This window comes from Nocardioides segetis (assembly GCF_051390595.1).
Lineage (GTDB): Bacteria > Actinomycetota > Actinomycetes > Propionibacteriales > Nocardioidaceae > Nocardioides.
This window is the reverse complement of record NZ_JBNINR010000001.1, coordinates 504,310-530,549: the sequence shown is the minus strand read 5'-3', so window position 1 is coordinate 530,549 and position 26,240 is coordinate 504,310. Positions and strand designations below refer to the sequence as shown.

Sequence of the window (26,240 nt, the reverse complement as noted above, 5' to 3'; positions counted from 1 at the left end):
CATGAGCTCTGTCACCGACGGCGAGCCGGGTCCCGAGGACGCCCGGCTCGCTGAGTCGCGTCCTGGACGCGGCCGGGGACGGAGAGGCCTGCTGCGGCGTCGTACCGACGACGGGCCGATGGTCGGCGAGCTCGACCCGGACGACATCCAGGAGCTGCTGCGGCGCAGCAACACCTCGGTGCCGCTCGAGGAGGGCGACGGCCCCGACGAGACCGCCGGCACCGCGACGGACGAGCCCTTCGACGACCTGGTGGCGCGCGTCGGCGGCCGGAGCGGCCGGCTGCGCGCGGCCGACGCCGGCGACGTCCCCGACTCCGCGGAGGGCGACGGCGTCGACGGGCAGGCTCGCGCCGACGCGGGGACCGACGCCGTCGCCCCGGCCGGGGCGGGGCCGTCGGACGCCGACTGGGCCAGCGTCATCGACCGCTCGCTCGGCCGCCCGCTGACGGAGATCGACCCCGAGGAGTTCGAGGCCGGGTCGAGCGCCACCACCGACGACCCGACGTTGCGCGGCACGCTGACCGACCGTCTCGAGCGGATGCGCTCGGAGCCGGCGCCGGAGCCCGGCGATCCCGGCCGCGATGCCGCCGACGACCCGGCCCCAGGGCAGGCGTCGGCCGGGGCGCCGGACGCCCTGGAGGAGCGTGGCGCCGACGAGACCGGCGACGCCTCCGGCGACTGGTCGGACATCATCGCGCGCGCCACCCGCCGGCCGTTCGGTGACGCGCTCGACGTGGCCGCCGCGGCGCCGGGCACGCTCCCCCGGGACGCCGGCGGCGCGGAGGTCGACCCGCTGACGGCCGAGGTCTGGCACGACGAGGACCCCGCCGTCGCGGCGCCTTCTCCCGAGGCGGAGCGGCACGACCCCGCGGTCGCGTCCGACGAGCCGACGCCCGCGCAGGACATCGGGCCGGCCTCCGTCGGGGCGCCGGAGCCCGCACCTGAGCCGGAGCCCGAGGCGGAGGCGGAGCCCGAGGCGGAGGCGGAGCCCGAGCAGACAGCCGCGACTCCTTCGCCTGCACGCCGGGTCAGCGACGAGGAGGCCGGGCAGCGCGTGATCGCGGCTGCCGTCGACGGTGGCTTCGCGGAGCCGGTCCCCGCGCCCCAGCCCAAGGGCCTGGCCCGCCTGCGACGCCGGCCGGGCGCGAGTGCCGCACCGAAGGCGCAGTCGCGGCCCCGTCAGGAGATCGTCGAGCCGCCCCTGCTCGAGGAGCCGATCCCCCACATCGACGAGGTGGCCGAGGCCCCCCGCCGGCCGGAGGAGGTGCTGGCCCACGCCCGCGCCGAGATCGAGGCGGAGCTGGTCGCCCCCGCTCAGACCGACGGCGAGGTCGCCGACGACACCCCCGGCGTCCCCGACAACGCCGAGGTGGTCGCCGCGCTCGCCGCCCGGCTGCGTCGCGACGCCGAGCTGGCCGCCGCCGAACAGGCCGCCGAGCGGCTCGCCGCGGAGGAGGCCGCCCAGCTCGCCCACGAGGCCCGTGCCGAGGCCGACCGGCTCGCGAACGCTGCCTCCGCGCAGCGTGAGGAGGCGGAGCTGCGTGCGGTCGAGCAGGCCCGGCGCGCGGCGGAGGCGCATGCAGCCCGCGAAGCCGCCGAGGCCCGGGCCCGGGTGATGGCGGAGGCCGCGGCCGTCAGCGCCGCCGAGCACGCCGAGTTCGCCCGCCGCATGCTCGAGGAGCGGGAGGCGGCCGAGCGGACCTCCGCCGAGATCGCCCAGGCACGAGCCCTCGCCGAGGAGGCCGCCCGCCAGCAGGCCGCCCTCGCCCAGGACGCCCACCGCGCCGCCGAGGCGGCCGAGGAACGGGCCCGCCTGCTCGCCGAGCAGGCCGCCGCGAGCGCGCAGGAGCACGGCGCCCTGGCCCGTCAGGCCGTCGAGGAGCGCGCCGCGGCCGAACAGGCCGCCGCCGACCACGCACGCCTGGCCCAGGAGGCCCACCAGGCCCGCAGCGCCGCCGAGCAGGCCGCCCTCGAGCAGGCCGAGATGGCCCGCCTGGCTCTCGAGACCGCCGAGGCGGCCGAGCGTCGGGCGCTGGACGCCTCCGAGGCGCGCCGTCTCGCCGAGGAGGAGGCCCGCCAGCAGCTCGAGCTCGCCGCCGAGGCCCACGCCAGCGCCGTGCAGGATCTGCGCTCGGACCTCGTCCAGGCCGAGGAGCGGGCGCTCGAGCACGCCCGGGCGCGGGAGGAGGCCGAGGCACGTGCGGCCGAGCTCGCCCGCGAGCGCGAGCGCGCCCTCGCCGACGCCGCCGCGCTCGCCTACCAGGTCGCCCAGATCCGCGCCCAGCTGACCGAGGACGTCCTCGCCGCGCCATCGGCCGCCGCGCCCGCCCCGGCCGCCGCGCCCGCCCCGGTCGCCGAGCAGCCGGTCGTCCCGGTGGCTGCGCCGCCGGTCGAGGCGCCGGTCGATCCCGAGCCCGTCCCGACCGCCGCGCCGGTCGCCGAGTCGGTCGCCGAGTCGGTCGCCGAGTCGGTCGCCGAGCGTAAACCGGCCTCCGGCCCGGCGCCCACGCCGGAGGCCGAACCCGCCACCGAACCCGCCCCCGAGGTGCGGTTCGCTGCCGAGCCCGAGGAGGCGGGCGACGGGGAGCCGGAGTCCGCGGCCGGTCCGCCGGAGCCCGCCGACCTGCCCGACATCGCCGCTCTCGTCGACGCCGAGCCGGCCTCGGCGGTCCCGCCGGTGGGCGACCTGGCCGCCCAGATGGCCCAGATCCGCGCCCGTCTCGCCGCGGAGGCGACCCCCGCGGTGCTGCCGGAACCCGAGACGACCGAGCCCGTCGAGCCCGTCGATGGCGTCGAGCCCCACACGGACATCGCGGACGCGCTCGGCACGCCCGCCGAGCGGACCCCCTCGCTGCTGGAGCAGTGGCGGGCGACGGCGAGCACGCCCACCGAGGCCGACGAGACGGGCGAGCCCGACGAGACCGATGAGTTCCTCGACGACGTCGAGACCCTCGATGTCGCAGCCGAGGACGACGACGCGCCCGTGAGCCCGCCGACCGCCGCGCCACCGAAGGCCGCGGAGCCCGAGCCCGAGGTCGTCGCCCCCGAGCCCGAGCCGGCTCCCGCGCCGGAGCCGGAGGTCGATGCCGAGGTCGTCAGCCCCGAGCCGGAACCGGAGCCGGAGCCCGAGCCGGAGCCCGCGGCCGAGGCGGAGGCAGTCACGGAGGCGGAACCCGACGCCGTCGTACCCGAGCCCGAGGCCGTCGTACCCGAGCCGGAGCCGGACGCTGAGCCGGTCGCCCCCGCGCGGGCGACCGAGCGGGAGCCCGCGGTCGCGGCTGCCGTCCCGGCCCCGACCCGCAAGCGGGTCCCCTTCCATGCCAAGCGCGGCAGCGACAGCCTGGCCCCGCTGGCCATCCTCGGCGCGATCGGGCTGGCGGCGATGGTCGGCCGGATGGCGATCAAGGGCACCCTGGCCGACGACATCGCCTTCAGCGCGACGCTCACGGTCATCGCCGCGATCCTGCTCGGCTACGCCCTCAAGGCCAGCAACTCCTCGCGCAGTGTCAGCATCGACGAGACCGGCGTCCTCAAGGTCACCCAGGGCGACACCAACAGCACCTTCGACCTGACCAGCCCGAACACCAAGATCGAGCAGACCGGCACGCCGGGATCCAAGTCGTGGCGGGTGCTCATCCTGCGCCGCAGCATGTCGCCGGTCGTGATCGACGCGCGCATGGTCGACGCGTCCACGTTCCTGGAGGCGCTGCGCCAGTGGCGGACCGACCTGTGACCCGGGGCCGATGACCCAGCCCGACGTCGACCCGGTGGCCGCGCTCCGGCAGGAGCGCGACGACCTGGCCCGTCGGCTCACGGCGAGCCAGGACGAGGTGGCCCGGCTGACGACCGAGCTGGAGAGCGCGCGGGCCCAGGTCCGCGCCCTCGAGACGCAGGACGGCGACTCGCTCTCGCTCTTCGAGGGCGAGCCGACGGCGGGCGACCGGCTGACCGGCGACGGCAGCGATCCCCGGGTGCTCTCGATGGTGCTCGGCGCGACCGCGATCGTGGCCGGCATGGTGGCGCTGCTGACCCTGATCAACGGCAAGCTCGGCACGCCGTTCGGGGTCGCGATGGTGGTCATCGCGATCGGACTCGGCTGGGCAGCGGCCCGGACCCGCGTGGTCCCGGTGGAGGTCAGCGTCGTGCGCGGCATCGTCTACATCGAGCAGGGCGAGTCCACGCACCGCTTCGACGTCCGCAAGCCGAGCACCCGCGTGGAGATGGTCGGCAGCCCCGGCGACCCCGGCTGGGTGGTGCGGTTCCCGCGCAAGGGCATGGACCCGTTCGTGATCGACGGGTCCATGGTCGACGCCGAGGAGTTCGTGCGCCAGCTGCGCGAGCACCGTCCCGACCTCTGAGTCGCCCGTGCCCGGCGGCCGGGCCGGCCTCAGCCGAGCAGAGCGGCGGCGACCCGGCTGAGTGGCCGTGCGAGGAGGTCCGCCATCACGACGCCGGCGCGGACGACCCCCATCAGGTCCACGCCCGTCTCGATGCCGAGGCCCGCGAGCATCCACAGCAGGTCCTCGGTGGCCAGGTTGCCGGTCGCCGATCCGGCGAACGGGCAGCCGCCGAGACCGGCGACCGAGCTGTCGAAGCAGGTGACACCCGCCTGCAGTCCGGCGTACACGTTCGCCAGCGCCTGTCCGTAGGTGTCGTGGAAGTGCAGCGCCAGGTCGCCGGGGCCGACCCCGGCGGCGCCGTGGGCGTCGACGACGGCGCGGACCTGCCCGGCCGTCCCGACGCCGATCGTGTCGCCCAGCGACACCTGCTCGCACCCGGCGTCGACCAGCGCACGGGAGACGGCCGCCACCCGTGCCGGCGCGACCGGCCCCTCCCACGGGTCGCCGAAGCACATCGACACGTAGCCGCGCACGCGCAGCCCGTGGCTCCTGGCCTCGGCCGCCACCTCGACGGCGGCGTCGAGCGCCTGCTCCAGCGAGCGGTTCAGGTTGCTGCGGGCGAAGGCCTCCGTGGCGCTGACGAAGACCGCGACCCCGCGCGCGCCCGCGTCGAGCGCGCGCCGCAGTCCGGTGCGGTTGGGGACCAGCACCGGGTGCCGGCTCAGGTCCGGCCCCAGGCCGGCGAGCACCTCGGCCGCGTCCGCCAGCTGCGGGACCCAGCGCGGGGAGACGAAGCTCGTCGCCTCGACCACCGGCAGGCCCGCCGCCAGCAGGTCCTGGATCAGCGTGACCTTGGCGGTGGTCGGGACGATCCGCTTCTCGGCCTGCAGCCCGTCGCGGGCGCCGACCTCGTACACCGTCACCGCGGCCGGCAGGCCCGTCCCGGGGTGGCGGGCCGGCAGGCCGAGGGTGTCCGCACGCGCCGTCACGGCAGGACCGTCACAGCAGCACCGGGACGGTCAGGACCGAGACGTAGTACGCCATGCACTGCACCCCGACGTGCATGCCGATGACCTTGTTCAGCACGCCGCCGACCAGGCCGACGGTCAGCATCACGACGACGCCCCAGATGCCGCCCTCGTACATCGCGACGACGAGGACCAGACCCGCGAACGCACCGACGACGGCCTCGTGGCTCAGGTTGCGCGCCACGAAGAGCGCCGCGCGGCGCGCATAGGTCACCGTCAGCGGGTAGGCGATCAGCGCGGCGGCGAGGACCCCGATGAGGCCGTACACCAGGAACTGGGTCGGGCTCAGGAGCGTGTGCAGGTTGTGGAGCTCGACGCCGTCGCCGCCGACGGTGAAGACCGGCGGGGCGTTGAACAGGGGCGCCGCGGCGCCGGCGGCGATCGGGCTGAGCGGCAGGCCGACGGCCACCAGCGGGATCAGCGTCTCCGCCAGGTAGGTCGAGTCGGTCACGCCGTTGCGCACCGAGATCACCCGGGTGAGCCGCTGGTAGGCGTGCTTGACGCGGGCGCCGACGATGTCGCCGACCAGGATCGCCATGGCGAGCGGGCTGACCACGAAGGTGAGGCTCGTGACACCGGCCGCGGCGGCGGTCGTCGTCGCCTCGGAGCGGGACAGCACGCGCAGCGGGTTGCGCGGCGCGGCCGCGGCGGAGCCGTCGCCCCCGTCCTCGGGGGCCAGCCAGAAGGTGGGCCGGCGCTCGCGCAGCAGGGCCGCTCGGCTCAACGGTGAGGCGAGGCCGACCAGGTCGACGATCATCGGCCCGACGGCGAGTCCCACGAAGAAGCTGATCGCCAGGGTCTTGCCGGTCTCGGCGGCGACGAAGGTGTTCAGGCCCGTGATCATCGCCGTCAACGGCACCAGGGCGATCACCGAGGCCCAGCGGCCCTTGGACAGGTAGGCGATCGCGATCGCGATGACCGGGAAGAGGTACGGGATGACCTGCTTGATGTCGTCGGCGATCGTCGCGAGCGCGCTGGCGGCCAGCACCGACACCGGGATCGCGATCAGGGCGGACAGCACGGCGGCCGAGACCATCTTGCGCAGCGCGATGTGCGGCACGCCGAGGCGCCGTAGCGAGTTGGCCTCCTCCATCAGGGCGATCGCCATCGTGTCGCCGGGGATGCCCAGCAGGGTCGTCGGTACGGCGTGGGTCATGTGCTTGGCCGCCGCGCCGGCGATGAAGAAGGTCAGGACGCCGGCCGGGGGCACGCCGAGCAGGACCACCGCCAGCGTCAGCGGGGCCAGGGTCGCCGTCTCGTCGGTGCCCGAGACCAGGCCGAGGAGCGAGAAGATGACGGCACCGGCGAGGCCGGCGAGCAACGCGGCCGTGATGCCGTCGATCAGCTCGGCGCTCACCGCGCCGCTCCCGGCCCGGCCACGTCGATCTGGTCGATCTGCTGCTCGTCCACCGCGGTCTGCGCGGCGAGGCGGCGCTCGGCCTCCTCGAACACCTCGTCCAGGCCCAGACGGCGCAGCTCCTCGCGGCCGGCGTCGTCGAGGTCGGACAGGCGCCCCATCCCGAGGGGCTGGCGCGCGATGTCGAGCGCGGCCTCGATCTGCTGCTCCCGGTCGAGGGTCTGCTCGCTGACGATCCGCTTGGGCTCGAACAGCCGCGCCGACACGATCGCGGCGACCAGACAGGCGAGGAGGCCCGCGAGCATGGCGTAGGTCTTGGCCAGGTCCTGGTTCTCCATCGTCGCGGAGAGCACCTCGCGCGCGACGAGGAACGTCGGCACGGCGAGACCCGCCCCGAGGAGGACCGAGATCTTCACGTGGGTCTCGTTGACGGTGTCGCCCCACACCTCGACGAGCCCCGCCTCCGGCCCCGGCGAACCCGGGGTGCCTACCTGTGACATGACGATTCCTTCCGTGGATCGATGAGTGCTCACGCGCCCGCGATGTCGACGAAGAGGGTGCGGGACTGGGAGTACTCGCGCAGCGCCTCGACGCCCTTCTCCCGTCCGTAGCCGCTGTCGCGGGTCCCGCCGAACGGGAGCTCGACGCCGCCGCCGGGCGCATAGCCGTTGACATAGGTCTGTCCGACGTCAAGCGTCCGCGCGACCCGCAGCGCCCGGTCGACGTCGCGGCACCACACCGCCGCGGTGAGCCCGTAGCGGCTGTTGTGCGCGGCCGCGACCGCCGCCGCGTCCGAGTCCACCGGGGTGACGGCCAGCAGCGGCCCGAAGACCTCCTCGGTGAACAGCTCGGTGTCCTGGCCGACCTCGTCGAAGAGGACCGGCGGCACGAAGAAGCCACCGAGCGCCTCGGCGGGCGGCTTCGCCTCGGCGGCGACCACCGCGCCCTGCGCCGCGGCCCGCTCCAGGAAGCCGGTGACCCGATCGGCCTGCGCTCCCGAGACGACCGGCCCGACGGTCGGATCGGTCAGCCCCGGCCCGAGCGTCGCCTCGGCGAAGTACGGCGTGAGGGCGTCGACCAGGCGGCGGTGCAGCGACTCGTGGACGACGACCCGCGTGCCCGCGGTGCAGGTCTGGCCCGCGTGGAGCAGGAGTGCGCGGGCGATCACGGGCGCCGCACGGTCGATGTCGGCGCCCTCGAGCACGAGGTGGGCGGACTTCCCGCCGAGCTCCAGCAGGACGGGGCGTCCGCGATCCGCGCAGGCGCGGGCGACCGAGCGGCCGGTCGCGACCGAGCCGGTGAACGACACGTGATCGACGTCGGGATGCGCGGTCAGCGCGGCGCCCGCCTCGGCCCCGCCCGGCAGCACGTTGACGACGCCCGCGGGGAAGCCGGCCTCGCGGGCGAGTCGGCCATAGGCCAGCGCGACCAGCGGAGCCTCGTCGGCGGGCTTGACGACCGTCGCGTTGCCGGCCGCCAGGGCCGCGCCGACCGACCGGGCCGTGATCTGCGCCGGGTAGTTCCACGGGACCACGTGGCCGGTGACTCCGTGCGGGACGTGCTCCACCACGGCGAGCGAGCGGGCACCGAGCGGGATCGAGTCGCCGAGGAAGCCCTCCACCACCGATCCGTAGAACTCGAAGTAGCGGGCGGCCGCGGTGATGTCCGCGCGCCCCTGCGCCAACGGCTTGCCCGTGTCCCTCGTCTCCAGCCGGGCGAGCACCTCCTGGTCGCGACGCACCAGGTCGGCGAGCCGCCGCAGCAGGGCGCCGCGTTCGGCGGGCGGTCGGGCCGCCCATGCCGGCGCGGCGGCGCGCGCCGCCGCGACGGCGTCGGCGATCTCGTCGCCGGTGGCGCTGGCGACGGTGGCGAGGCGCTCGCCCGTCGCGGGGTCGATGTCGTCGTGCCACCGGCGCGGCTCGCGCGGCTCGCCGGCGACGTCCAGCCCGAAGGCTCCGGGCAGCGGCGTGCGGTGGTCGTCGAGCGCGGGGCGCAGGCTGTCGAGGTCGGCGCGGTCGGTTGCGGCCATGGGGAGCTCCTTCGTCGTGGTCAGCGGCCGGCGGGGCGGACGATCGGCTTGATCTCGGTCATCGCGACCATCGCCTCCATCGCGTCGCCGAGGGTGTCGAGGTCGTACGTGGAGCCGAGCATCCGGTCCCAGTCGAAGCGGTCCTGGTAGCGGTCGAGCGCGAGCATCGCGCGGTGGTAGTCACCGATCGCGCCGCTCATCGATCCGGTAACGCGGAGGCCGCGCGTGACGATCGTCGCGACGTCGACCGGTTGCGGGGCGCCGCCCAGCGTGCCCAGTACGACGTACCGGCCGTTGCGCGCCATCATCCGCACGCCCTCGCCGACGACGCCGGGCGCACCGGCGAGCTCGAACGCGACGGAGGCCCCGCGGCCGGTGATCGACATGACCTCCTCGATCCGCCCGGCGGGGTCCGCGGCCGGGTCGACGAGGACGGTGTGGGTGGCTCCCCACGCCGCGGCCAGGTCGAGTCGGTCCTGGGGGCCGCCCACCACGACGAGGCGGCGCGGGTCGTTGAGGGACAGCAGCGCCGTCGCGAAGAGTCCGAGCGGTCCGGCCCCCTGGACGACCACGGTGTCGTCGCGGTCGACCGGACCGGCCAGCTCGAGGGCCTTGACCACCGTCCGCAGCGCGCAGCTCCCCGCCGACGCCCAGGCCGAGTCGACGCCGTCGGGGATCCGCACGCGACCCGCGTCGGGACGGACCACGCCGTACTCGGCGAAGGTGCCCGTGAAGTGCGGCGGCACGGAGCAGTCGTTGAGATAGCCGATGTAGCGCTGCGAGCACAGGACCGGCGTCTGCTCGACGGTGCACTCGTGGCACCGCCCGCACGATGCGTGCGCCCAGACCACCCGGTCGCCGATCGCGAGGGGCTGGCCCACGCTGTCGACGTCGGCGCCCTGACCGATCTCGACGATCCGGCCGGCCATCTCGTGCCCGAGGATCATCGGCAGCGACACGTCGAGGGACAGCTGTCCCTTCCAGGCGTGCACGTCGGATCCGCAGACCGTCGCGGTCTCGATCTCGACCACGAGGCCCCCGGCGTCGGCCCGCGGGCGGGGGAAGGTCTCCACGGTGAAGTCCTGGCCGAAGCCACGCAGCACCGCCGCGCGTCCTGTCGCGCTCATCGCGCCACCTCCTGGTAGTCGTCGTGTCCCTGCCGACCCTCATGCTCGTCGTCGAGCTCGGCGAGGATCTCGTCGGTGTGCTGGCCGAGCGCCGGCGCCGGCCCGAGCCGATCGACGCCGCCCGCGGCCAGCGGGCCGCGCGTCATCACGACACCGTCGTGCTCCGTGGTCAGGCCCAGTGCCCGCGCCTGCTCGCTGCGCGCCGCCTGATCGGGATCGAGGACCGCCGCGACGAGCACCCCGTGCCGGCGCAGCCGCGCCACGGCCTCCTCGACCGTGAGCCGGCCCACCGCCTCCTGGACGACGAGCTCGACCCGGTCGCGATCGGTGACCCGGTCGGCGTTGGTGCGCCACCGCGGCCCCCCGAGCTCGGCAGCGAGGTCCAACGCGGTGAGGAGTCGCTGGAACATCGCGTCATTGGTCGCCCCGAGGACGACGTGACCGTCGGCGGCGCGGAACGCCCGGTACGGCACGATCGAGGGGTGCGCGCTCCCCCACGGCCGGGGGGCGCCACCACCGGCGGACGACGACGCGATCACGGTGCCCAGCGCGCTGACGGCGGTGGCGTACAGCGACACGTCGACCCGGCGCCCGCGACCGGTGCGTCCCCGCTCGAGCAGCGCCGCGAGGACGCCGTTGATCATGGTCAGTCCCGTCGCCAGGTCGACCATGGCCACCCCGAAGCGCACCGGCTCCCCGCCGGGGACGCCGGTGACGCTCATCAGTCCCGAGGCGGCCTCCACGATGACCTCGGTCCCCGCGTCGGACGCCAGGGGGCCGGTGCGGCCGAAGCCGGTGATGGAGGCGTAGACCAGCCGAGGATGGGCGGCCATGACCTGGTCCGCGCCGAGCCCCAGCCGCTCGGCCACCCCGGGCCGGAAGTTCTCGACGACGACATCCGCCGTCGCGAGGAGGCGGTCGACCGTACGGCGTCCCCCGGCGGTCGTGAGGTCGAGGGCGATGCTCCGCTTGCCGCGATTGACGGCGTGGAAGTAGGCGCTCGAGTCGCCGACGAACGGCGGGCCCCAGGCCCGGGTCTCGTCCCCGGCACCGGGCATCTCGACCTTGATGACGTCGGCGCCGAGCTCCGCGAGCGACATCGTGGCGTACGGACCGGCGAGGACGCGGGTGAAGTCGAGCACGCGGACGTGCGCCAGGGGACGGAAGTCGTCCGACGACGAGGCCGGGGGGACGGGAACGGAGGTCATCTCTCACTCTCTCGGCGACGTCGGGCATCGCCTCTGCCTGGTGGCGCCGGTCACGTCCGGCGCTATGACGACCGTCACCGTATGCACTGGTCATTTTCTCTGCACGCCTCAATACACATCGATTGATGCGCTCCGCGGGATAATGCCGGGATGCTCGTCCCCTTCGACCTCGACCTGCGCACGCTCCGCCTGGTGCTGGACGTGGCGCGGCAGCGCAGCTTCACGATGGCCGCCGAGCGGGCGCACCTGTCGCAGAGCGCGCTGAGCCGCGCCGTGAACGACGCCGAGCGACGCCTCGGCATCCGGCTGTTCGACCGCACGACGCGCTCCGTCGAGCCCACCCCCGCCGGACGCGAGTTCGTCCGCATCGCCACGGGCCTGATCGCCGACTACGAGCGCGGCATGCGCGAGTTCGCCCTGTTCCGCGACGGCGCGGGCGGAGTGGTCCGGATCTCGGCGCTGCCCTCGGTGGCGGCGACCCTGCTGCCGTCCCTCGTCGCGCGGCTGCGCGAGGACGCCCCCGACGTCACGATCGACATCCACGACGTCCTCGCCCACGACGCGATCGAGGACCTGGTCGCCGGGCGGGCCGATCTGGCGATCGCCGGCGACGCCGACCTTCCCCCCGGCACCGCCTTCGCCCCGCTGCTCTCCGACCGGTTCCACGCCGTGCACCCGCGCGACCACCGGTTCGCCGACGGCGCCACCGTGACCTGGCGCGAGCTGGCCGGGGAGACCCTGGTGATGTTCGGCCCGTCCGCGAGCCTGCGCATCCTCACCGACGCGACCCTCGACGCCCTCGACGCCCGGCCCGCCGACACGATCGAGGCCCAGAACATCGCGGTCATCGCCGGACTGGTCGCGGCCGGCCTGGGTGTCGCGGCGGCGCCGGCGACGGTGCTGCCCCTGATGGCGTTCGCCGACCTCGCATCCACCCCGCTCGTCGCCCCCGAGGTCGACCGCACGCTCGGGATCGTCACCATGCCCGACAGATCGACCTCCCCGGCGGCCCAACGGGTCATCGCGACGCTGCGCGCGATGTTCGCCGACGGCGCCCCGCGCGGGGGCTGACGGGCGGCTACGCCAGCGCGGCGCGCAGCCGGCCGGCGATCTCGAGCACCGCGGCACGGCTGCTGCGGCCGACGCCCACGATGTTGAGGAAGCCGTGGATCTGGTCGGCGTACCGGCGCAGCTCGACCTCGGCGCCCGCGTCCGCCATCCGGCGGGCATAGGCCTCGCCCTCGTCGCGGAGCGGGTCGAAGCCCGCCGTGGCGACGTACGCCGGTGCGAGTCCCGCGGGAAGGTCGATGTCGAGCAGGTTCATCCGCTCGTCGTCCCGGTCCTCGGGACGGGGCAGGTAGATGTCGTTGAAGGAGGCGATCGAGGCCGCGGTGAGGTAGAGGCCCTCACCGAACAGGCGCAGGCTCTCCGTCTCCCGGTCGGCGTCGGTGCACGGGTAGACGAGCAGCTGGAACGCCAGCGGGAGGCCGGCCCGGGCCGCCGCGACGGCCGTGTAGGCGGCGAGATTGCCGCCGGCGGAGTCGCCGCCGACGCCGATCCGCTCCGGGTCGATCCCGAGCTCGTCGGCGTGCTCGTGGGCCCAGCGCAGCGCAGCCTCGGCGTCGTCGAAGGCGGCGGGGAAGGCCTCCTCCGGGCCGACGCGGTACTCGACGGCCAGCACGCGCACCCCGGACCTCTCGGCGAGGATCCGACACGGCGCGTCGTGGGAGGCCAGGTCGCCGTAGAGGAAGCCGCCGCCGTGGAAGAACAGCAGCAGCCCGCGCCCGGTCGGCCTCGAGGGCTCGTAGAGCCGAGCGGGCCGGTCGGCGACGGCGAGGTCGCGGACCCGGCCGATCGGCTGACGCCCGCCGGCCAGGACGGCGTTCGCCCGCATGGCGGCTCGACCCTCGAGCACGCCCTCCCCCGCGAGGTCGCCCCGGCGGGCCAGGCGCTGCAGCGTCAGCATGAGGTGCAGGTCGTCCGCGAGCGTCTGCCCGTCCAGGACGAGCGCACCTCCGGACACCCGTCGCTGCACCCCGGCGGGGAGGCCCATCAACATCGCCAGCGCCCGGGCCTCGACGGCGGTTCGCATGCTCACGGGAGCCAACATACTTCGGGTACGGCCCGCCCCGCAGGCGTCACCTGCCGTTCACCCGCAGATGCCACACTCGCGAGCATGTCGACCGAGCAGCAGCCGACGTCCCTCGTCCCGGACGCCGACCCGGGCACCCTCACGGCCGTCCCGGACGACCGGGGGGACGACGGGCAGGCGCCCGGCTACGTCCCGGATCCCGCGCTGGTCGCGGCGATCGAGGCGGTCGACACCCGCTTCCTGGACCGGGAGCTGTCCTGGCTCCGGTTCAACGAACGCGTGCTCGAGCTGGCCGAGGACACCGAGCTGCCGCTCCTGGAGCGCGCCCGGTTCCTGGCGATCTTCACCAGCAACCTCGACGAGTTCTTCATGGTCCGGGTGGCCGGCCTGAAGCGGCGGATCGCCACCGGGCTCGCGGTCCGCGCCGCCAGCGGCCTGATGCCGCTGGCGGTCCTCGAGGCCATCTGGCAGCGGTCGGCCGAGCTGAGCCAACGCCACGCCCGGGTCTTCCACGACGACGTCATCCCCGCGCTCAGCACCGAGGGCATCGAGCTGGTCCGCTGGGCCGACCTCGACCGCGACGAGCAGAAGGAGTGCAAGCGGCTGTTCAAGGACCGCATCTTCCCGGTCCTGACCCCTCTGGCGGTCGACCCCGCGCATCCCTTCCCCTACATCTCGGGGCTCTCCCTCAACCTCGCCGTGGTGCTGCGCAACCCCAAGACGGGCAAGGAGCTCTTCGCCCGGGTCAAGGTCCCCTCGAACTTCGACCGCTTCGTCGCGCTGGGCAACGCCCGCTTCGTCCCGCTGGAGGACGTGATCGGCGCCCACCTGCGCCGGCTCTTCCCCGGCATGGAGGTGCTGGAGGCCCACACCTTCCGGGTCACCCGCAACGAGGACCTCGAGGTCGAGGAGGACGACGCCGAGAACCTCCTGACCGCGCTGGAGAAGGAGCTGCTGCGGCGCAAGTTCGGCCCACCCGTGCGCCTGGAGGTCGAGGAGTCGATCGCGCCGTCGGTGCTCGAGCTGCTCGTCTCCGAGCTCGACATCAGCGAGAAGGAGGTGTTCCGGCTGCCCGGCCCGCTCGACCTGCGCGGCCTGCACTCCATCGCCGACCTGCCCCGCGACGACCTGAAGTACCCCTCGTTCGTGCCGAGCACCCACACGCGGCTGGCGGAGTTCGAGTCGGCGGCCCCGGTCGACGTCTTCAAGGCGCTGCGCCGGCGCGACGTCCTGCTGCACCACCCCTACGACTCCTTCGCCACCTCGGTGCAGCGCTTCATCGAGCAGGCGGCGGCGGACCCCCACGTCCTCGCGATCAAGCAGACCCTCTACCGCACCTCCGGCGACTCGCCCATCATCGACGCCCTGATCGACGCCGCCGAGGCCGGCAAGCAGGTGCTGGTGCTGGTGGAGATCAAGGCCCGCTTCGACGAGCAGGCCAACATCCGCTGGGCCCGCAAGCTCGAGCAGGCCGGCTGCCACGTCGTCTACGGCCTCGTCGGCCTGAAGACCCACTGCAAGCTGGCGATGGTGGTCCGCGACGAGGGCGAGCAGGCGGGCGGCATCCGTCGCTACACGCACATCGGCACCGGCAACTACAACCCCAAGACCTCGCGGATGTACGAGGACCTCGGCCTCCTGACCACCGACCACGCCATCGGCGAGGACGTCGCCCACCTGTTCAACAACCTGTCCGGCTGGTCGCGGAAGGCGACCTACGAGCAGCTGCTGGTCGCGCCCGACTCGGTCCGCTCGGGCCTGGTCGAGCAGATCCACGCCGAGATCGAGCACCACCGGGCGGGCCGGCCCGCCGGCATCCGGTTCAAGGCCAACTCGGTCGTGGACGAGGAGACCATCGACGCGCTCTACCTCGCCTCGTGCGAGGGGGTCCCCGTCGAGCTCCTGGTCCGCGGCATCTGCGCGCTGCGGCCCGGCGTACCCGGCCTGAGCGAGAACGTCCGGGTGCGGTCCGTGCTGGGCCGCTTCCTGGAGCACAGCCGGATCTTCTCCTTCGAGGACGGCGGGGAGCCGGTCACCTGGATCGGCTCGGCCGACCTCATGCACCGCAACCTCGACCGCCGGGTCGAGGTCCTGGTGCGCCTGCCCGACACCAGCCGCGACGAGGTACGCCGCCTGCTGGATCTCGCGTTCGCCGCGACGACCCAGGCCTGGGAGCTGGGGGCCGACGGCGAGTGGAAGCGCAACGCCGGCACGGTCCACCTGCAGGAGACCCTCATCGAACAGCAGCGGAGGCGGCGTACCACCGCCTGAACCGCCGCTGACCTGCGACAACGCGTCGCCGTGCGGCGCTCCACAGCTCCCGAGGTCGCCCGCAGTTGCATTCACGCGCTCGTGGTCCCCTAGCATGAGCGCGTTCGCCTCCGCCTCAACGGGAGTCCATGTGGGTCTGCGTCTGCGTCCGGTCGATACCTCCTTCTACGACCTTTTCACCCAGTCGGCCCAGCACCTCGTGGCCGGCGCCGAGCTCCTCGCGGAGATGTTGTCCGAGTCCTCGGACAAGGATTCCGTCGCCGAGCGGATGCGTGCCGCCGAGCACGCCGCCGACGAGACGACCCACGAGATCGTGAAGAAGGTCAACAGCACCTTCGTCACGCCCTTCGACCGCGAGGACATCTACGCACTCGGGTCCGGCCTCGACGACGTCATGGACATGATGGACGAGGCGGTCGACCTGATCCTCCTCTACGAGGTGCAGGTGGCGCTGCCCGCCGAGCTCTCCGAGCAGGTCGAGGTCCTCCAGCGCTGCGCCGAGCTGACCGCGGCCGCGATGCCGCGCCTGCAGTCGATGAAGTCGCTCGAGGACTACTGGATCGAGATCAACCGCCTCGAGAACACCGGCGACCGCAACCACCGGCGCACGCTGGCCAAGCTGTTCTCCGGCGAGTACCCCACCATCGAGGTGCTCAAGCTCAAGGACATCGTCGAGTCCCTCGAGAGCGCCATCGACGCGTTCGAGCGGGTGGCCAACACGGTGGAGCAGATCGCCGTCAAGGAAAGCTGACCGCGAGCCTGTGGACATCACCCTCGCGATCGTGATCACGGTCGTCATCGTCGCCTTGGTGTTCGACTACACCAACGGCTTCCACGATGCGGCGAACGCGATCGCCACCTCGGTCTCGACGCGCGCGCTGACCCCCAGGGTCGCACTCGGGCTCGCCGCGATCATGAACTTCGTGGGCGCCTTCCTCGGGCAGAAGGTCGCCCACACGGTGAGCGAGACGATCGATCCACCCCAGACCAATCACGGCCTGATCATCGTGGTCTCCGGCCTCATCGGGGCGATCGCGTGGAACCTGATCACCTGGTACTTCGGCCTGCCGTCGTCCTCCTCGCACGCGCTCATCGGCGGCCTGGTCGGCTCGGCCATCGCCGCGGGGGTCGGCGTCTCCTGGAGCACGGTGCTCGAGAAGGTCGTCATCCCGATGTTCATCTCGCCGCTCTTCGCCTTCGGCATGGGCTTCTTGGTGATGCTGGCGCTGCTGTGGGTCTTCCGCCGGGCGAACCCCCACAAGGCCAACCGCGGCTTCCGGATCGCCCAGACCGTCTCCGCGGCCGCCATGGCCCTGGGCCACGGCCTCCAGGACGCCCAGAAGACGATGGGCGTCATCTTCCTGGCCCTGCTCACCGGCGGGTACGTCGGCGCGAACGACGAGCTCCCGCTGTGGGTCATCTTCTCCGCCGCCGCGGCGATCTCCGCCGGCACCTGGGCCGGCGGCTGGCGGATCATGCGGACGCTGGGCCGGCGGATCATCCACCTCGACCCGCCGCAGGGCTTCGCTGCCGAGTCCGTCGCCGCGTCGGTGCTCTACACCACCGCCTACGTCTACGAGGCGCCGATCTCCACCACGCACACCATCACCTCGGCCGTCATGGGCGTGGGCGCGACGAAGCGCCTGTCCGCCGTCCGCTGGGGCGTGGCGCGCACCATCCTGGCGGCGTGGGTGCTGACCTTCCCGGCCGCGGCGTCGGTGGCCGCGCTCAGCTACGGCATCATCCACGGCATCACCCGCCTCTGAGACCGCTGTAACTACCTGTTCGCGCCACTGGCGTACCGGTAGACGGGTGCGGTGGTGGCGCGAACAGGTAGTTACAGTTGCCCACCTCACCCCACGGTGAGGCTGTAGCCCCGCCCCCGGATCCGGCGTACGTCGGCGACGTCACCCAGTCGGGTGCGCAGCCGGGTGACGTGCATGGCGATCGTGTTGCCGCCCGGGCGCTTGCCGTCGCTGCCCCACAGCGCGTCGCGCAGCTCGTCGTCGGTGACGACGCCCGGCGAGGCGAGCATGAGCGCCCGGAGCAGCTCGAACTCCTTGAGCGGCAGGTCCGCGATCCGCTCGCCGTTGACCCGCACGCTGTAGGCGGCCGCGTCGAGCACGAGCGGACCGACCTCGAGCCGGGCGTGCTCGGCGAGCGAGCGCGGCGCGTGGGTGAGCAGCTCCCACAGGTGCTGGGGAACGTACGGCCGCAGCGCGACCGCCGACGCGCCGGCGAGCATGAGCGGCCCCACACCGTCCGCTCCGCCGCCCGCGGGCGAGCAGGTCCCCGCGATGACGTACGGCGCCCCGTGCTGCCGGATGACGCCGACGAACTGGTCCGCCGGGATGCCCGGCGCCTCGGGCGTCACCACCACCGCGTGCGGATCGGTGCGCCCGAACTCCACGAGGCCGTCGAGGGTCGACCCGACCCAGGTCACATGGACGCCACGGCCGGCCATCGCCTCCGCGAGCGCACCCCCGTCGTCGGAGGGGTCGACCACGAGGAGCTGTGCCCCCGAGGACTCGACCCACCGGTGGAGGTAGGCGCGCACCGACTGGCGACGGGCGTCATGGCGTCGGTCCCGAGTGCCCATCTGCTGGTCCGAGACCGTCCGGCTCAGCCGAAGCGGCCGGAGATGTAGGCCTCCGTGGACGGGTCGTCGGGGTTCGCGAACATCTTCTTGGTCGGGTTGAACTCGACCAGGTGCCCGGGCTCGCCGGTCGCCTTGAGGTTGAAGAACCCGGTGTCGTCGGAGACGCGCGCCGCCTGCTGCATGTTGTGGGTGACGATCACGATGGTGAACTCGTCCTTGAGCTCGTGGATCAGGTCCTCGATCGCCGAGGTCGAGATCGGGTCGAGCGCCGAGCAGGGCTCGTCCATGAGCAGGATCTGCGGCTCGACCGCGATGGCGCGGGCGATGCACAGGCGCTGCTGCTGACCACCGGACAGGCCCATGCCCGGCTTGTTGAGCCGGTCCTTGACCTCGTTCCACAGGTTCGCGCCGCGCAGGGACTTCTCGACGATGTCGTCGGCCGCGGACTTCTTCATCTTGCCGGCGTTGAGCTTCAGACCCGCGAGGACGTTGTCGTAGATCGACATCGTCGGGAACGGGTTGGGTCGCTGGAAGACCATGCCGACCTGGCGGCGTACGGCGACCGGGTCGACGCCGGGCTCGTAGAGGTCCTGGCCGTCGACGACGATCTTGCCCTCGACCCGCGCGCCCGGGATCACCTCGTGCATCCGGTTGAGCGAGCGCAGGAAGGTGGACTTGCCGCAGCCCGAGGGTCCGATGAACGCGGTCACCGCGCCGGCGCGGATCGTCATGTTGACGCCCTCGACCGCGAGGAAGTCGCCGTAGTAGATGTTGACGTCGGAGACGTCGATGCTCTTGGCCATGGTGGTTCTCAACCCTTCTTGGGCGCGAAGATCTTGCCGACGATGCGTGCTACGAGGTTGAGCACCATCACGATGACGATGAGGATGAAGGCGGCGCCCCAGGCGATGGCCTCGGCGGGGGCGTCGCCCCGCAGGTTCTGCCCGTAGATGAGGACGGGGAGGGTCGTCATCGCGCCGTCGAAGAGGTTCATGTTGGTGCGGTCCGTGGCGCCGGCGATGAGCAGCAGCGGCGCGGTCTCGCCGATGACGCGCGAGGTCGCCAGGGTGACGCCGGTGAGGATGCCGCCGAGCGCGGTGGGCAGCACGATCCGCACGATCGTCTTCCACTTCGGCGTCCCCAGCGCGTACGACGCCTCACGCAGGTCGTCGGGCACGAGCATGAGCATCTCCTCGGTCGCCCGCACCACGATGGGGATCATCAGCAGCGACAGCGCCACCGATCCCCCGAACCCGGAGACGTAGGCGGGCCCGAAGATCAGCGTGAACAACGCGAAGGCGAACAGGCCGGCGACGATCGACGGGATGCCCGTCATGACGTCGACGAGGAAGGTGATCGCCTTGGCGAGCTTGTTGCCCTTGCCGTACTCGATGAGGTAGATCGCCGCCATCACGCCCACCGGGACCGAGATGACGGCGGCGCCGAGCGTCACCAGCAGGGTGCCGATGATCGCGTGGTAGACGCCGACCGGCTGGTCGATCTGGGTCTTGAAGAACGAGTAGCTGAGGAAGGTGCCGTCGATCCGGTCGGCACCCTTGGCGATGACCCGCCAGATCAGCGAGACCAGGGGGACGACGGCGATGGCGAAGGACGTCCAGATCAGGCCGGTCATGAGCCGGTCGGTGGCGCCGCGTCGGCCCTCGATGACCAGCGACCAGACCGGCAGCGCGACCAGGTAGGCGACGCCGCCGAGGATGACGGCGCCGACGACGCCGAGGCCGAGGACGAGCAGCAGGGCGCCGAAGGCAGCGGCGATCACGCCGACGACCGCGGGCGCCTGCCGGGGCAGGCGGGGCTGGACGAGCGGGACGTGGACCCGCGTCTGCACCTCTTCGAGGGTGGTCACTTCGCCATCCGCCTCTCACTGCGGCCCACGATCCAGCGGGCGAGGAAGTTGACCAGGAAGGTCATCAAGAAGAGCACCAGACCCGTCGCGACGAGGACGTTGAGCAGGTCCGCGCTGCGCTCCTTGTACTTGAGCGCGATGTTGGCCGCGATCGAGGTCGGGCTCGAGGTGGCAATGATGTTCCACGACAGGTCGAAGCCCACCGAGAGCACCATCGTGACGGCCATCGTCTCGCCGAGCGCCCGGCCGAGGCCGAGCATGACGGCCGAGACCATGCCGGAGCGGGCGTAGGGGAACACCGTCATCCGCACCATCTCCCACCGCGTCGCGCCGAGGGCCAGCGCGGCCTCCTCGTGCAGCCGCGGCGTGCGGGAGAAGACCTCGCGGGTGATGGCGGTGATGATCGGCAGGATCATGATCGCCAGCACGATGCCGGCGGTGAGCACCGAGCGGCCGGCCGGGTTCGGCTCGCCGAACAGGTTGCCGATGACCGGGATGGGACCGATGTTCTCGTGCAGCCACACGTGCATCGGCACGAGCTTGTTGGCGAGGAAGAACGCGCCCCACAGGCCGTAGACGACCGAGGGTACGGCGGCGAGCAGGTCGATGACGTAGGCGACCGGCGCCGCGATCCACCGCGGTGCGTAGTGGCTGATCACGAGCGCGATGCCGAAGGACAGCGGGACCGCGATGATCAGCGCGATGATCGAGGCGGTGAAGGTACCGACGAGGAGCGGGAACACGTACCCGAGGAAGCTCTCGGCGTGCGGACCGTAGACCTCGGCCGGCTTGGTGAAGCCGGACGCGCCCTTGATCGCGAGGAACACGAAGACGCCGGCCAGCGCGGCCAGGATGGTCAGGCCGGCGGCGAGGGCGCTGCCGGCGAAGATCCGGTCGCCGACGCCGGCGCGGGCCCGGGCCCAGTTCGCGGAGGCCTCCTCGGCCTCGGCGGTGGGTGCTGTCACTGGTGTCACCTCATGCTCGGGTGCTGCTCGGGGTGGTGCTGCGGAAGGGGGTGAGGGGTGAGGACGAGGGATCGTCCTCACCCCTCACGGGAGCTCACTGGGCGGAGATGCCCGCCACGATCTCCTGCGCCTGGGCGGCGGTCTCGGGCGCGAGCTGGGCGGAGCCGGCGAAGTCGGCCGCCTCGGCCTGGCCCTCGTCGGAGACGATGTAGCTCAGGTAGCCCTTGACGTTGTCCGCCTCGGCCTGGTCCTCGTAGGTCTCGCAGGCGATGAGGTAGGACAGCAGGATGACCGGGTAGGCGCCGGCCTCCGTGGTGTTGCGGTCGACGTCGACGGCGATGTCGGTCGCGTCCCGGCCCTCGACGACCGGCGAGACCGCGACGGTCTTGGCGGCGCCCTCGGGCGACGGTGCGACGTACTCCTCGCCGACCTTGACCGAGACGACGTTCAGGTCGCCGGTCTGGCTGGCGTCGGCGTACCCGATCGCGCCGTCGACGTCACCGATCTGCTTGACGACACCCGAGGTGCCCTCGGCGGACAGGCCGCCGGAGACCGGGAAGGCGTCCTCGGCCTCGTAGCCCCAGTCGGCGGACGCGACCTTGCCGAGGTAGTCGGTGAAGTTCTTGGTCGTGCCCGAGTCGTCGGCGCGGTGGACCGGCGAGATCTTCAGGTCGGGGAGCGTCGCGTCGGGGTTCTGGTCGGCGATCGCCTGGTCGTTCCAGTTGGTGATCTTGCCGTCGAAGATCTTGGCGATCGTCGAGGCGTCGAGGTTGAGCGTGTCGACGTCCGGGATGTTGAACGCGATGGCGATCGAGGAGATGTAGGCCGGGACCTCGATGACGTTGCCGCCGCAGCGCTCCTTGGCGGCGTCGAGCTCCTCGTCGGCGATGTAGGAGTCGGAGCCCGCGAAGGACAGCGCGCCGCTGGTGAACTGGCTGCGGCCGTCGGTCGAGCCGAGCAGCGCGTAGTCGACGGTGAGGCCGTCGTTCTGGCCCTGGAACGCGGTCTTCCAGGCCTCCTGGGCCTTCTCCTGCGACGTCGCGCCGCCACCCTTGAGGTTGCCGCTGAGGCCGCTGCCGGCGGAGGAGTCGCCGTTGTCGCTGCCGCCGTCCTCGTTGGACGCGCCGCAGGCGCTCATCAGCAGGGCCAGGGCAGCGATACCGGGCACCGCGGCACGGCGGATGGACTTGAGGTTCAAGGAACTCGCCTCTCGGAGGTGAGGGGCACGACGTTCCCGCCCCTCGATGCGTACTAGGACGATCGTGAAGTTAGGCAGCGTCGGTAACGCATCTCCCCGACCGATCTGAACGAGAGGTGAACAGTGGCGGTCGGGGCGGGGCGCGCGGTGCCGAGGCGTCAGATCCGACGACTCGGCGGCGTGGGACGGTGACGCTCGACCGCGACGACCCGGCCCTTGCGGACGTGGAGCACGAGCGCCTCGGCGGGCTCCAGGCCGGCGTCCGGGGCGACCTCGATCCCCGCGGCGTCGTACACGAGGGGCAGGACCGGTCGGTGCGTGCACACGACGCTGCCGGCCTCGGTCGCGAGCAGGTCCTCGACGAGCCGCGCGATCGCCTTCGGGGTCGCGTGCTCCTCGCTCAGCCGCGGGCGCAGGTCCAGCGGGAAGCCCGCCGTCTCGGCGTAGGGCCGCACCGTCTGCACGCACCGTGTGCTCGTCGAGGTGACGATGCGGGTGACGTCGTACGCCGCCAGGAGGGGCACCCAGCGGTCCGCCTCGTGCTCGCCCACCTGGAGCAGGGTGCGTCCGGCGTCGGGGCCGCGCCAGGCGCCGCGCGAGCGGGCCCGGGCGTGCCGGAGGATGACGACGGCGTGCGTGCGGCGACGCACCTTCAGCGCGGCTGCCAGCGTCGCGCGGTCGTGCTCGTAGCTGAGCCGCCGTGGCGCTTCGTCGATCGGCACCCAGGCGACGTCGTCGATCTCCTCGTTGGGCCGGTAGGCCGAGACGTCGTCGTCGCCGACGACCCGCCCGGTCCAGTAGTGGACGGTCTTCATCCGGCGCGCGACCGGATAGCGCTGGGAGGGCAGCGGCGGGCCGAGGCGGACGTGGACCCCGGTCTCCTCGGCGACCTCACGCACGGCCGCCGCGGTGGGATGCTCGCCGCGGTCCAGCTTGCCCTTCGGGAACGACCAGTCGCCGTACTTCGGGCGGTGCACGAGGAGCACCTCGCGTCCGGGACGGAACACGACCACGCCGGCAGCGAGGATGTCGGGCACGGAGCCAGCGTAGGGCCCCACACGTTCTAGGGTACGCACATGCGTCGCCGCTGGATCGTGCTCGTCGTCGTCGCGGCGCTCCTCGGGTCGGTCGCCGTCGTCGTGACCTGGCGGCTGCGCGCCGACGACCGCTCCCGCTTCGCCGAGGCGCTCGCTCTCGCGCCGAGCACGTCTGCCCGCCTCAGCTGGACCGATTGGGCCGCGGTCCGCGCCGAGCTCGACGCCGACCTGTCGGCGTCCTCGAGCGGCGACGAGGTCGAGGCCTTCCTGCAGGACGCCTTCGACCGCGACCTGTCGTCCACGACGGCGCTGGACGCGTCGGCGCCGACGCTCCAGGACGAGATCGGCTTCTCCCCCGCCACGCTCGAGTGGGAGCTGTTCGCACAGGGCACGGACGGGGCCCTGGTCCTGATGGGGCTGCCCGACGGCTTCGACGTGCCCGGGCTGCGCGACCGGCTGCGCTCCCTCGGCTTCGAGGAGCCCGACGACGCCGACGGGGTGTGGCTCGGCGGCGTCGACCTGCTCGAGGGCCTCGGCGGCCCGGTCACCCCGGAGCTCGCGGCACTCGTGGTCGACGAGGACGCCGGCGTCCTCGCCGGCAGCGACGACCCGGACTTCCTCGAGCAGCGCGGCGAGCTGGCTCGCGGCGACCGCGAGGACGGCGTGCGCGAGGTCGTCGACGCCGTCGGCCCGGCGCTCAGCGCTTCCGTGGCGACCGGCGACCAGGCCTGCTCGTCCCTCGCGATGACCGACGCCGACCCGGCCGACCGGACCCGGGCGACCGAGCTGGTCGAGCAGGCGGGCGGGGTCCACCCGGTCACCGGCTTCGCCATCGCGGCGCAGCCGGGCGGCGACGTACGGGTGGCGATGGCGTTCGAGACCGAGGACCAGGCGCGCGCGGACGCCGACAGCCGCTCCCGGCTCGCCGCCGGACCGGCGCCGGGACAGGGCGGCACCTTCCCGGAGCGGTTCGAGCTCGGCGACGTCGTGGCGTCGGGCCGGGTGCTGACGATGGCGATGACGCCCGTCGAGGGGACCTATGTGGTCTCCGACCTCAGCCACGGACCGGTGCTGTTCGCCACCTGCTGACCGTCGCGGCAGCGCATCGGAGGCGAGCATGGGCCCGGAGGGTCCGTGCTTGCCCGCGCCCGGAGGGTCCGTGCGCTGCCTTCGATGGACGACACGCTCGCGCAGAGAGAACCGCGCGGCAGCGTGCCGTCCGCGCGCAGCGCATCGGAGGCAAGCATGGGCCCGGAGGGTCCGTGCGCCGCCTTCGATGGACGACACGCTCGCGCAGAGAGAATCGCGCGGCAGCGTGGCGTCCGCGCGCAGCGCATCGGAGGCAAGCATGGGCCCGGAGGGTCCGTGCGCCGCCTTCGATGGACGACACGCTCGCGCAGAGAGATTCAGTGGCTGACGCCGAGGATCCGGTCGATCTCCTCGACCGAGAGGCGATCGTCGCTGGCGCTGGCCGCGATGATCAGGTTGGTGGTCAGCTCGACCTCCGTGAGGAGCTCGCCGTCCTCGAGGGTGACGTCGAACTGATCGGCCATCCCTTCCCTCCTCGAGCCGAGCCCAGCGCGGTCTTCCGAGACCATGATCCCCCGTCGGAGCGCCGGCAAACCCAAAAGTTCGCAGAAAAATCAGCCCGCCGAAAACGACGTGGGGCCCCGCCGGTCGGCGAGGCCCCACGGAGACGAGGTCTCCCGGGAACGGGTCAGAGCGGGCGGACGTTCTCGGCCTGCGGGCCCTTGGGGCCCTGCGTGACGTCGAACTCGACCTTCTGGTTGTCCTCCAGCGACTTGTAGCCCTGGGTCTGGATCGCGGAGTAGTGGACGAAGACGTCGTCGCCGCCACCCTCCTGCTCGATGAAGCCGAAGCCCTTCTCGGCGCTGAACCACTTGACGGTGCCCTGAGCCATGTTGCTCGTCACTCCTCGTATCGGGGCGAGAGCCGCCACCTCGACGGCCCGCAGCGGCTGCGATGACACGTCGCTCCGATGCGTGATGACACCACCACAAACCAGATACGCCGTCGGCCACAGACTCCGCAGGCGTTCACCTTCGAGAACTGCAGCCGCTGCGGAGTCGACACTACCAATCCGGGACGACAGCGGAACCTCTCCGCCGCCACGAACTTCGGTTCGGTCATGAAGGTTCTGCAACACACGTGTGACGGCCCGGAAAACCACCCCGGGCGCCGCTCGCGGCGGCTCAGGTCAGCCGGTCGACGTAGGCGACGACGCGGTTGAGCAGCGCGGTCACGGCCGGGGCGGTGGTGCCCGGCGCCGGGGGTTCGGCGAGCTCGGCGAGCAGCGGGCCGGCCGCGCCCAGACCGGCGCCGCCGGCGATCGACGCGGCCACCCGGGCCGCGTCGCGCACGACGACCGGGTCCACCGTCCACAGCGTCTCGAAGACCCGGTCGCGGTCGGGCGTCGCGGCCTGGCCGGGCAGCTCCCAGGCCGACAGGCAGGCCGTCGAGTCGCGCGCGTCGCAGACCACGGCCCACTCGCGTCGCAACGGCGCGTTCGGCTCAAGGTCGACCCGGATCGGGCCGGGGCCACCATGCGCCCCCGGGTCCCAGGTGTCGGCGAACACGACCGCGGCGCGCGCGACCCGGGCGAGCTCGGACCACCGCGCCGCGGAGGCCTCGTAGAACCGGCCGCGCTGGAAGGCGCCGAAGAGGACCGGGCGCTCGGCCACGGCGCAGCACTCGTCCTCGATCGCCCACGACAGCGCGATCAGCGTGGACTTGCGCAATCGGTGCACCGCGAGCGCGGGGTGCCGGCGCCGCAGCTCGGCGAAGATCGACGGACGGGCCGGCGCCGCGCTCGCCGCCACCTCGGCGATCGCGACCTCCAGACGGACCCCCGCGGCCTTGCGGCGCAGGACCTGCCGGACGAGGGCGACGTCGCCCTCGGCGTAGCGCCGGTGACCGCTCGCCAGCCGCCGCGCCACGGGGAAGCCGTGGCGCGACTCCCACATCCGGAGCACGGCCGTGCTCACCCCGGCCCGCCGGGCCAGGTCGCCGATCGTCAGGGGGTCGGCGTCGGCCTCCCCGCCGTCCGGGGGTTGCGCGACGCCGAGGTCCTGGTCCATGCTCATAGCCTAATCTTAAACAGA

At 73.0% G+C, this 26,240-nt stretch carries 23 protein-coding genes; 7 read left to right on the top strand and 16 right to left on the bottom strand.

Annotation, left to right across the window (positions count from 1 at the left end; all coding sequences use genetic code 11):
• Position 1 precedes the first annotated feature (1 nt).
• Together ACPZVR_RS02335 and ACPZVR_RS02330 are read left to right on the top strand one after the other, a co-directional pair.
• Positions 2-3,733 carry a hypothetical protein gene (locus ACPZVR_RS02335; RefSeq protein ID WP_436697951.1) on the top strand — a complete coding sequence of 1,244 codons (3,732 nt, stop codon included), beginning with the start codon at positions 2-4 and terminating at the stop codon, positions 3,731-3,733.
• A 10-nt stretch (positions 3,734-3,743) separates the two neighbouring features.
• Positions 3,744-4,358 (top strand): PspA/IM30 family protein, encoded by a 615-nt coding sequence (locus tag ACPZVR_RS02330; RefSeq protein WP_436697950.1) that lies wholly within the window; start codon positions 3,744-3,746, stop codon positions 4,356-4,358.
• A 29-nt stretch (positions 4,359-4,387) separates the two neighbouring features.
• Here the strand turns inward: ACPZVR_RS02330 and ACPZVR_RS02325 are convergent, their stop codons facing one another.
• The 6 genes from ACPZVR_RS02325 to ACPZVR_RS02300 are packed head-to-tail and all read right to left on the bottom strand — an operon-like array spanning position 4,388 to position 11,089.
• Positions 4,388-5,329, bottom strand: a complete 942-nt coding sequence (locus ACPZVR_RS02325; protein ID WP_436697949.1) for a hydroxymethylglutaryl-CoA lyase — start codon at positions 5,327-5,329, stop codon at positions 4,388-4,390.
• A 10-nt stretch (positions 5,330-5,339) separates the two neighbouring features.
• Positions 5,340-6,725 (bottom strand): tripartite tricarboxylate transporter permease, encoded by a 1,386-nt coding sequence (locus tag ACPZVR_RS02320; protein ID WP_436697948.1) that lies wholly within the window; start codon positions 6,723-6,725, stop codon positions 5,340-5,342.
• The gene (locus ACPZVR_RS02315) at positions 6,722-7,225 is read right to left on the bottom strand and encodes a hypothetical protein (protein WP_436697947.1); all 504 of its coding nucleotides are present in this window, start codon (positions 7,223-7,225) and stop codon (positions 6,722-6,724) included. The genes ACPZVR_RS02320 and ACPZVR_RS02315 overlap by 4 nt, the downstream gene beginning before the upstream one ends.
• A gap of 29 nt (positions 7,226-7,254) precedes the next feature.
• Positions 7,255-8,754 carry an aldehyde dehydrogenase family protein gene (locus tag ACPZVR_RS02310; RefSeq protein WP_436697946.1) on the bottom strand — a complete coding sequence of 500 codons (1,500 nt, stop codon included), beginning with the start codon at positions 8,752-8,754 and terminating at the stop codon, positions 7,255-7,257.
• A 20-nt stretch (positions 8,755-8,774) separates the two neighbouring features.
• Entirely contained in the window at positions 8,775-9,881 is a 1,107-nt protein-coding gene (locus ACPZVR_RS02305; protein ID WP_436697945.1) for a zinc-binding dehydrogenase, read from the bottom strand.
• Positions 9,878-11,089 (bottom strand): CaiB/BaiF CoA transferase family protein, encoded by a 1,212-nt coding sequence (locus ACPZVR_RS02300; RefSeq protein ID WP_436697944.1) that lies wholly within the window; start codon positions 11,087-11,089, stop codon positions 9,878-9,880. The genes ACPZVR_RS02305 and ACPZVR_RS02300 overlap by 4 nt, the downstream gene beginning before the upstream one ends.
• A 150-nt stretch (positions 11,090-11,239) precedes the next feature.
• Between ACPZVR_RS02300 and ACPZVR_RS02295 the strand changes: the two genes are divergently transcribed.
• A complete protein-coding gene (locus ACPZVR_RS02295) occupies positions 11,240-12,160 on the top strand; it encodes a LysR substrate-binding domain-containing protein (RefSeq protein WP_436697943.1) in 921 nt (306 codons plus the stop codon).
• 7 nt (positions 12,161-12,167) lie between these two features.
• Here the strand turns inward: ACPZVR_RS02295 and ACPZVR_RS02290 are convergent, their stop codons facing one another.
• Positions 12,168-13,181: an alpha/beta hydrolase gene (locus ACPZVR_RS02290; RefSeq protein ID WP_436698218.1), complete on the bottom strand. Its 1,014-nt coding sequence runs from the start codon at positions 13,179-13,181 to the stop codon at positions 12,168-12,170.
• An 84-nt stretch (positions 13,182-13,265) separates the two neighbouring features.
• Here ACPZVR_RS02290 and ACPZVR_RS02285 point away from each other — a divergent pair, with 84 nt between their 5' ends.
• The 3 genes from ACPZVR_RS02285 (at position 13,266) to ACPZVR_RS02275 (ending at position 17,218) form a co-directional block, all read left to right on the top strand.
• Positions 13,266-15,452, top strand: a complete 2,187-nt coding sequence (locus tag ACPZVR_RS02285; protein ID WP_436697942.1) for an RNA degradosome polyphosphate kinase — start codon at positions 13,266-13,268, stop codon at positions 15,450-15,452.
• A 130-nt stretch (positions 15,453-15,582) separates the two neighbouring features.
• On the top strand, positions 15,583-16,203 hold the full coding sequence (locus ACPZVR_RS02280; protein ID WP_436697941.1) for a DUF47 domain-containing protein: 621 nt from the start codon (positions 15,583-15,585) through the stop codon (positions 16,201-16,203).
• 16 nt (positions 16,204-16,219) lie between these two features.
• A complete protein-coding gene (locus ACPZVR_RS02275; protein ID WP_436698217.1) occupies positions 16,220-17,218 on the top strand; it encodes an inorganic phosphate transporter in 999 nt (332 codons plus the stop codon).
• An 86-nt stretch (positions 17,219-17,304) separates the two neighbouring features.
• On the opposite strand, the gene ACPZVR_RS02270 is transcribed toward ACPZVR_RS02275, so the two are convergent.
• The 6 genes from ACPZVR_RS02270 to ACPZVR_RS02245 all read right to left on the bottom strand — a co-directional run bounded on the left by ACPZVR_RS02270 (position 17,305) and on the right by ACPZVR_RS02245 (position 23,118).
• Entirely contained in the window at positions 17,305-18,051 is a 747-nt protein-coding gene (locus ACPZVR_RS02270) for a winged helix-turn-helix transcriptional regulator (protein WP_436697940.1), read from the bottom strand.
• Between the two features lie 23 nt (positions 18,052-18,074).
• Positions 18,075-18,854, bottom strand: coding sequence for a phosphate ABC transporter ATP-binding protein PstB (gene pstB, locus ACPZVR_RS02265; RefSeq protein ID WP_436697939.1), 780 nt, complete (start codon positions 18,852-18,854; stop codon positions 18,075-18,077).
• Positions 18,855-18,862: 8 nt separating this feature from the next.
• Positions 18,863-19,918, bottom strand: a complete 1,056-nt coding sequence (gene pstA / locus ACPZVR_RS02260) for a phosphate ABC transporter permease PstA (protein WP_436697938.1) — start codon at positions 19,916-19,918, stop codon at positions 18,863-18,865.
• Positions 19,915-20,883 (bottom strand): phosphate ABC transporter permease subunit PstC, encoded by a 969-nt coding sequence (pstC, locus tag ACPZVR_RS02255; RefSeq protein ID WP_436697937.1) that lies wholly within the window; start codon positions 20,881-20,883, stop codon positions 19,915-19,917. Before pstC ends, pstA begins: the two co-directional genes overlap by 4 nt.
• 94 nt (positions 20,884-20,977) lie before the next feature.
• Positions 20,978-22,081 (bottom strand): phosphate ABC transporter substrate-binding protein PstS, encoded by a 1,104-nt coding sequence (locus ACPZVR_RS02250; RefSeq protein ID WP_436697936.1) that lies wholly within the window; start codon positions 22,079-22,081, stop codon positions 20,978-20,980.
• A gap of 158 nt (positions 22,082-22,239) precedes the next feature.
• Positions 22,240-23,118 carry an NUDIX hydrolase gene (locus tag ACPZVR_RS02245; RefSeq protein ID WP_436697935.1) on the bottom strand — a complete coding sequence of 293 codons (879 nt, stop codon included), beginning with the start codon at positions 23,116-23,118 and terminating at the stop codon, positions 22,240-22,242.
• 39 nt (positions 23,119-23,157) lie between these two features.
• Between ACPZVR_RS02245 and ACPZVR_RS02240 the strand changes: the two genes are divergently transcribed.
• On the top strand, positions 23,158-24,207 hold the full coding sequence (locus ACPZVR_RS02240; RefSeq protein ID WP_436697934.1) for a hypothetical protein: 1,050 nt from the start codon (positions 23,158-23,160) through the stop codon (positions 24,205-24,207).
• A 317-nt stretch (positions 24,208-24,524) separates the two neighbouring features.
• Here ACPZVR_RS02240 and ACPZVR_RS02235 read toward each other — a convergent pair whose 3' ends face one another.
• The 3 genes from ACPZVR_RS02235 to ACPZVR_RS02225 all read right to left on the bottom strand — a co-directional run bounded on the left by ACPZVR_RS02235 (position 24,525) and on the right by ACPZVR_RS02225 (position 26,222).
• The gene (locus ACPZVR_RS02235; protein ID WP_436697933.1) at positions 24,525-24,671 is read right to left on the bottom strand and encodes a hypothetical protein; all 147 of its coding nucleotides are present in this window, start codon (positions 24,669-24,671) and stop codon (positions 24,525-24,527) included.
• Between the two features lie 164 nt (positions 24,672-24,835).
• Positions 24,836-25,039, bottom strand: coding sequence for a cold-shock protein (locus tag ACPZVR_RS02230; RefSeq protein ID WP_136593559.1), 204 nt, complete (start codon positions 25,037-25,039; stop codon positions 24,836-24,838).
• 292 nt (positions 25,040-25,331) lie between these two features.
• On the bottom strand, positions 25,332-26,222 hold the full coding sequence (locus tag ACPZVR_RS02225; RefSeq protein WP_436697932.1) for a DICT sensory domain-containing protein: 891 nt from the start codon (positions 26,220-26,222) through the stop codon (positions 25,332-25,334).
• Positions 26,223-26,240 lie beyond the last annotated feature (18 nt).

Bases quoted from the DNA above. Each gene is read 5' to 3' on its own strand.
- ACPZVR_RS02270 (WP_436697940.1), bottom strand. From the start codon at position 18,051: ATGGGCACTCGGGACCGACGCCATGACGCCCGTCGCCAGTCGGTGCGC.
- ACPZVR_RS02305 (WP_436697945.1), bottom strand. From the start codon at position 9,881: ATGAGCGCGACAGGACGCGCGGCGGTGCTGCGTGGCTTCGGCCAGGAC.
- ACPZVR_RS02225 (WP_436697932.1), bottom strand. From the start codon at position 26,222: ATGAGCATGGACCAGGACCTCGGCGTCGCGCAACCCCCGGACGGCGGG.
- ACPZVR_RS02230 (WP_136593559.1), bottom strand. From the start codon at position 25,039: ATGGCTCAGGGCACCGTCAAGTGGTTCAGCGCCGAGAAGGGCTTCGGC.
- ACPZVR_RS02315 (WP_436697947.1), bottom strand. From the start codon at position 7,225: ATGTCACAGGTAGGCACCCCGGGTTCGCCGGGGCCGGAGGCGGGGCTC.
- ACPZVR_RS02240 (WP_436697934.1), top strand. From the start codon at position 23,158: ATGCGTCGCCGCTGGATCGTGCTCGTCGTCGTCGCGGCGCTCCTCGGG.
- ACPZVR_RS02295 (WP_436697943.1), top strand. From the start codon at position 11,240: ATGCTCGTCCCCTTCGACCTCGACCTGCGCACGCTCCGCCTGGTGCTG.
- ACPZVR_RS02290 (WP_436698218.1), bottom strand. From the start codon at position 13,181: ATGCGAACCGCCGTCGAGGCCCGGGCGCTGGCGATGTTGATGGGCCTC.
- ACPZVR_RS02335 (WP_436697951.1), top strand. From the start codon at position 2: ATGAGCTCTGTCACCGACGGCGAGCCGGGTCCCGAGGACGCCCGGCTC.
- ACPZVR_RS02330 (WP_436697950.1), top strand. From the start codon at position 3,744: ATGACCCAGCCCGACGTCGACCCGGTGGCCGCGCTCCGGCAGGAGCGC.
- ACPZVR_RS02235 (WP_436697933.1), bottom strand. From the start codon at position 24,671: ATGGCCGATCAGTTCGACGTCACCCTCGAGGACGGCGAGCTCCTCACG.
- ACPZVR_RS02285 (WP_436697942.1), top strand. From the start codon at position 13,266: ATGTCGACCGAGCAGCAGCCGACGTCCCTCGTCCCGGACGCCGACCCG.
- ACPZVR_RS02310 (WP_436697946.1), bottom strand. From the start codon at position 8,754: ATGGCCGCAACCGACCGCGCCGACCTCGACAGCCTGCGCCCCGCGCTC.
- pstB (WP_436697939.1), bottom strand. From the start codon at position 18,854: ATGGCCAAGAGCATCGACGTCTCCGACGTCAACATCTACTACGGCGAC.
- ACPZVR_RS02300 (WP_436697944.1), bottom strand. From the start codon at position 11,089: ATGACCTCCGTTCCCGTCCCCCCGGCCTCGTCGTCGGACGACTTCCGT.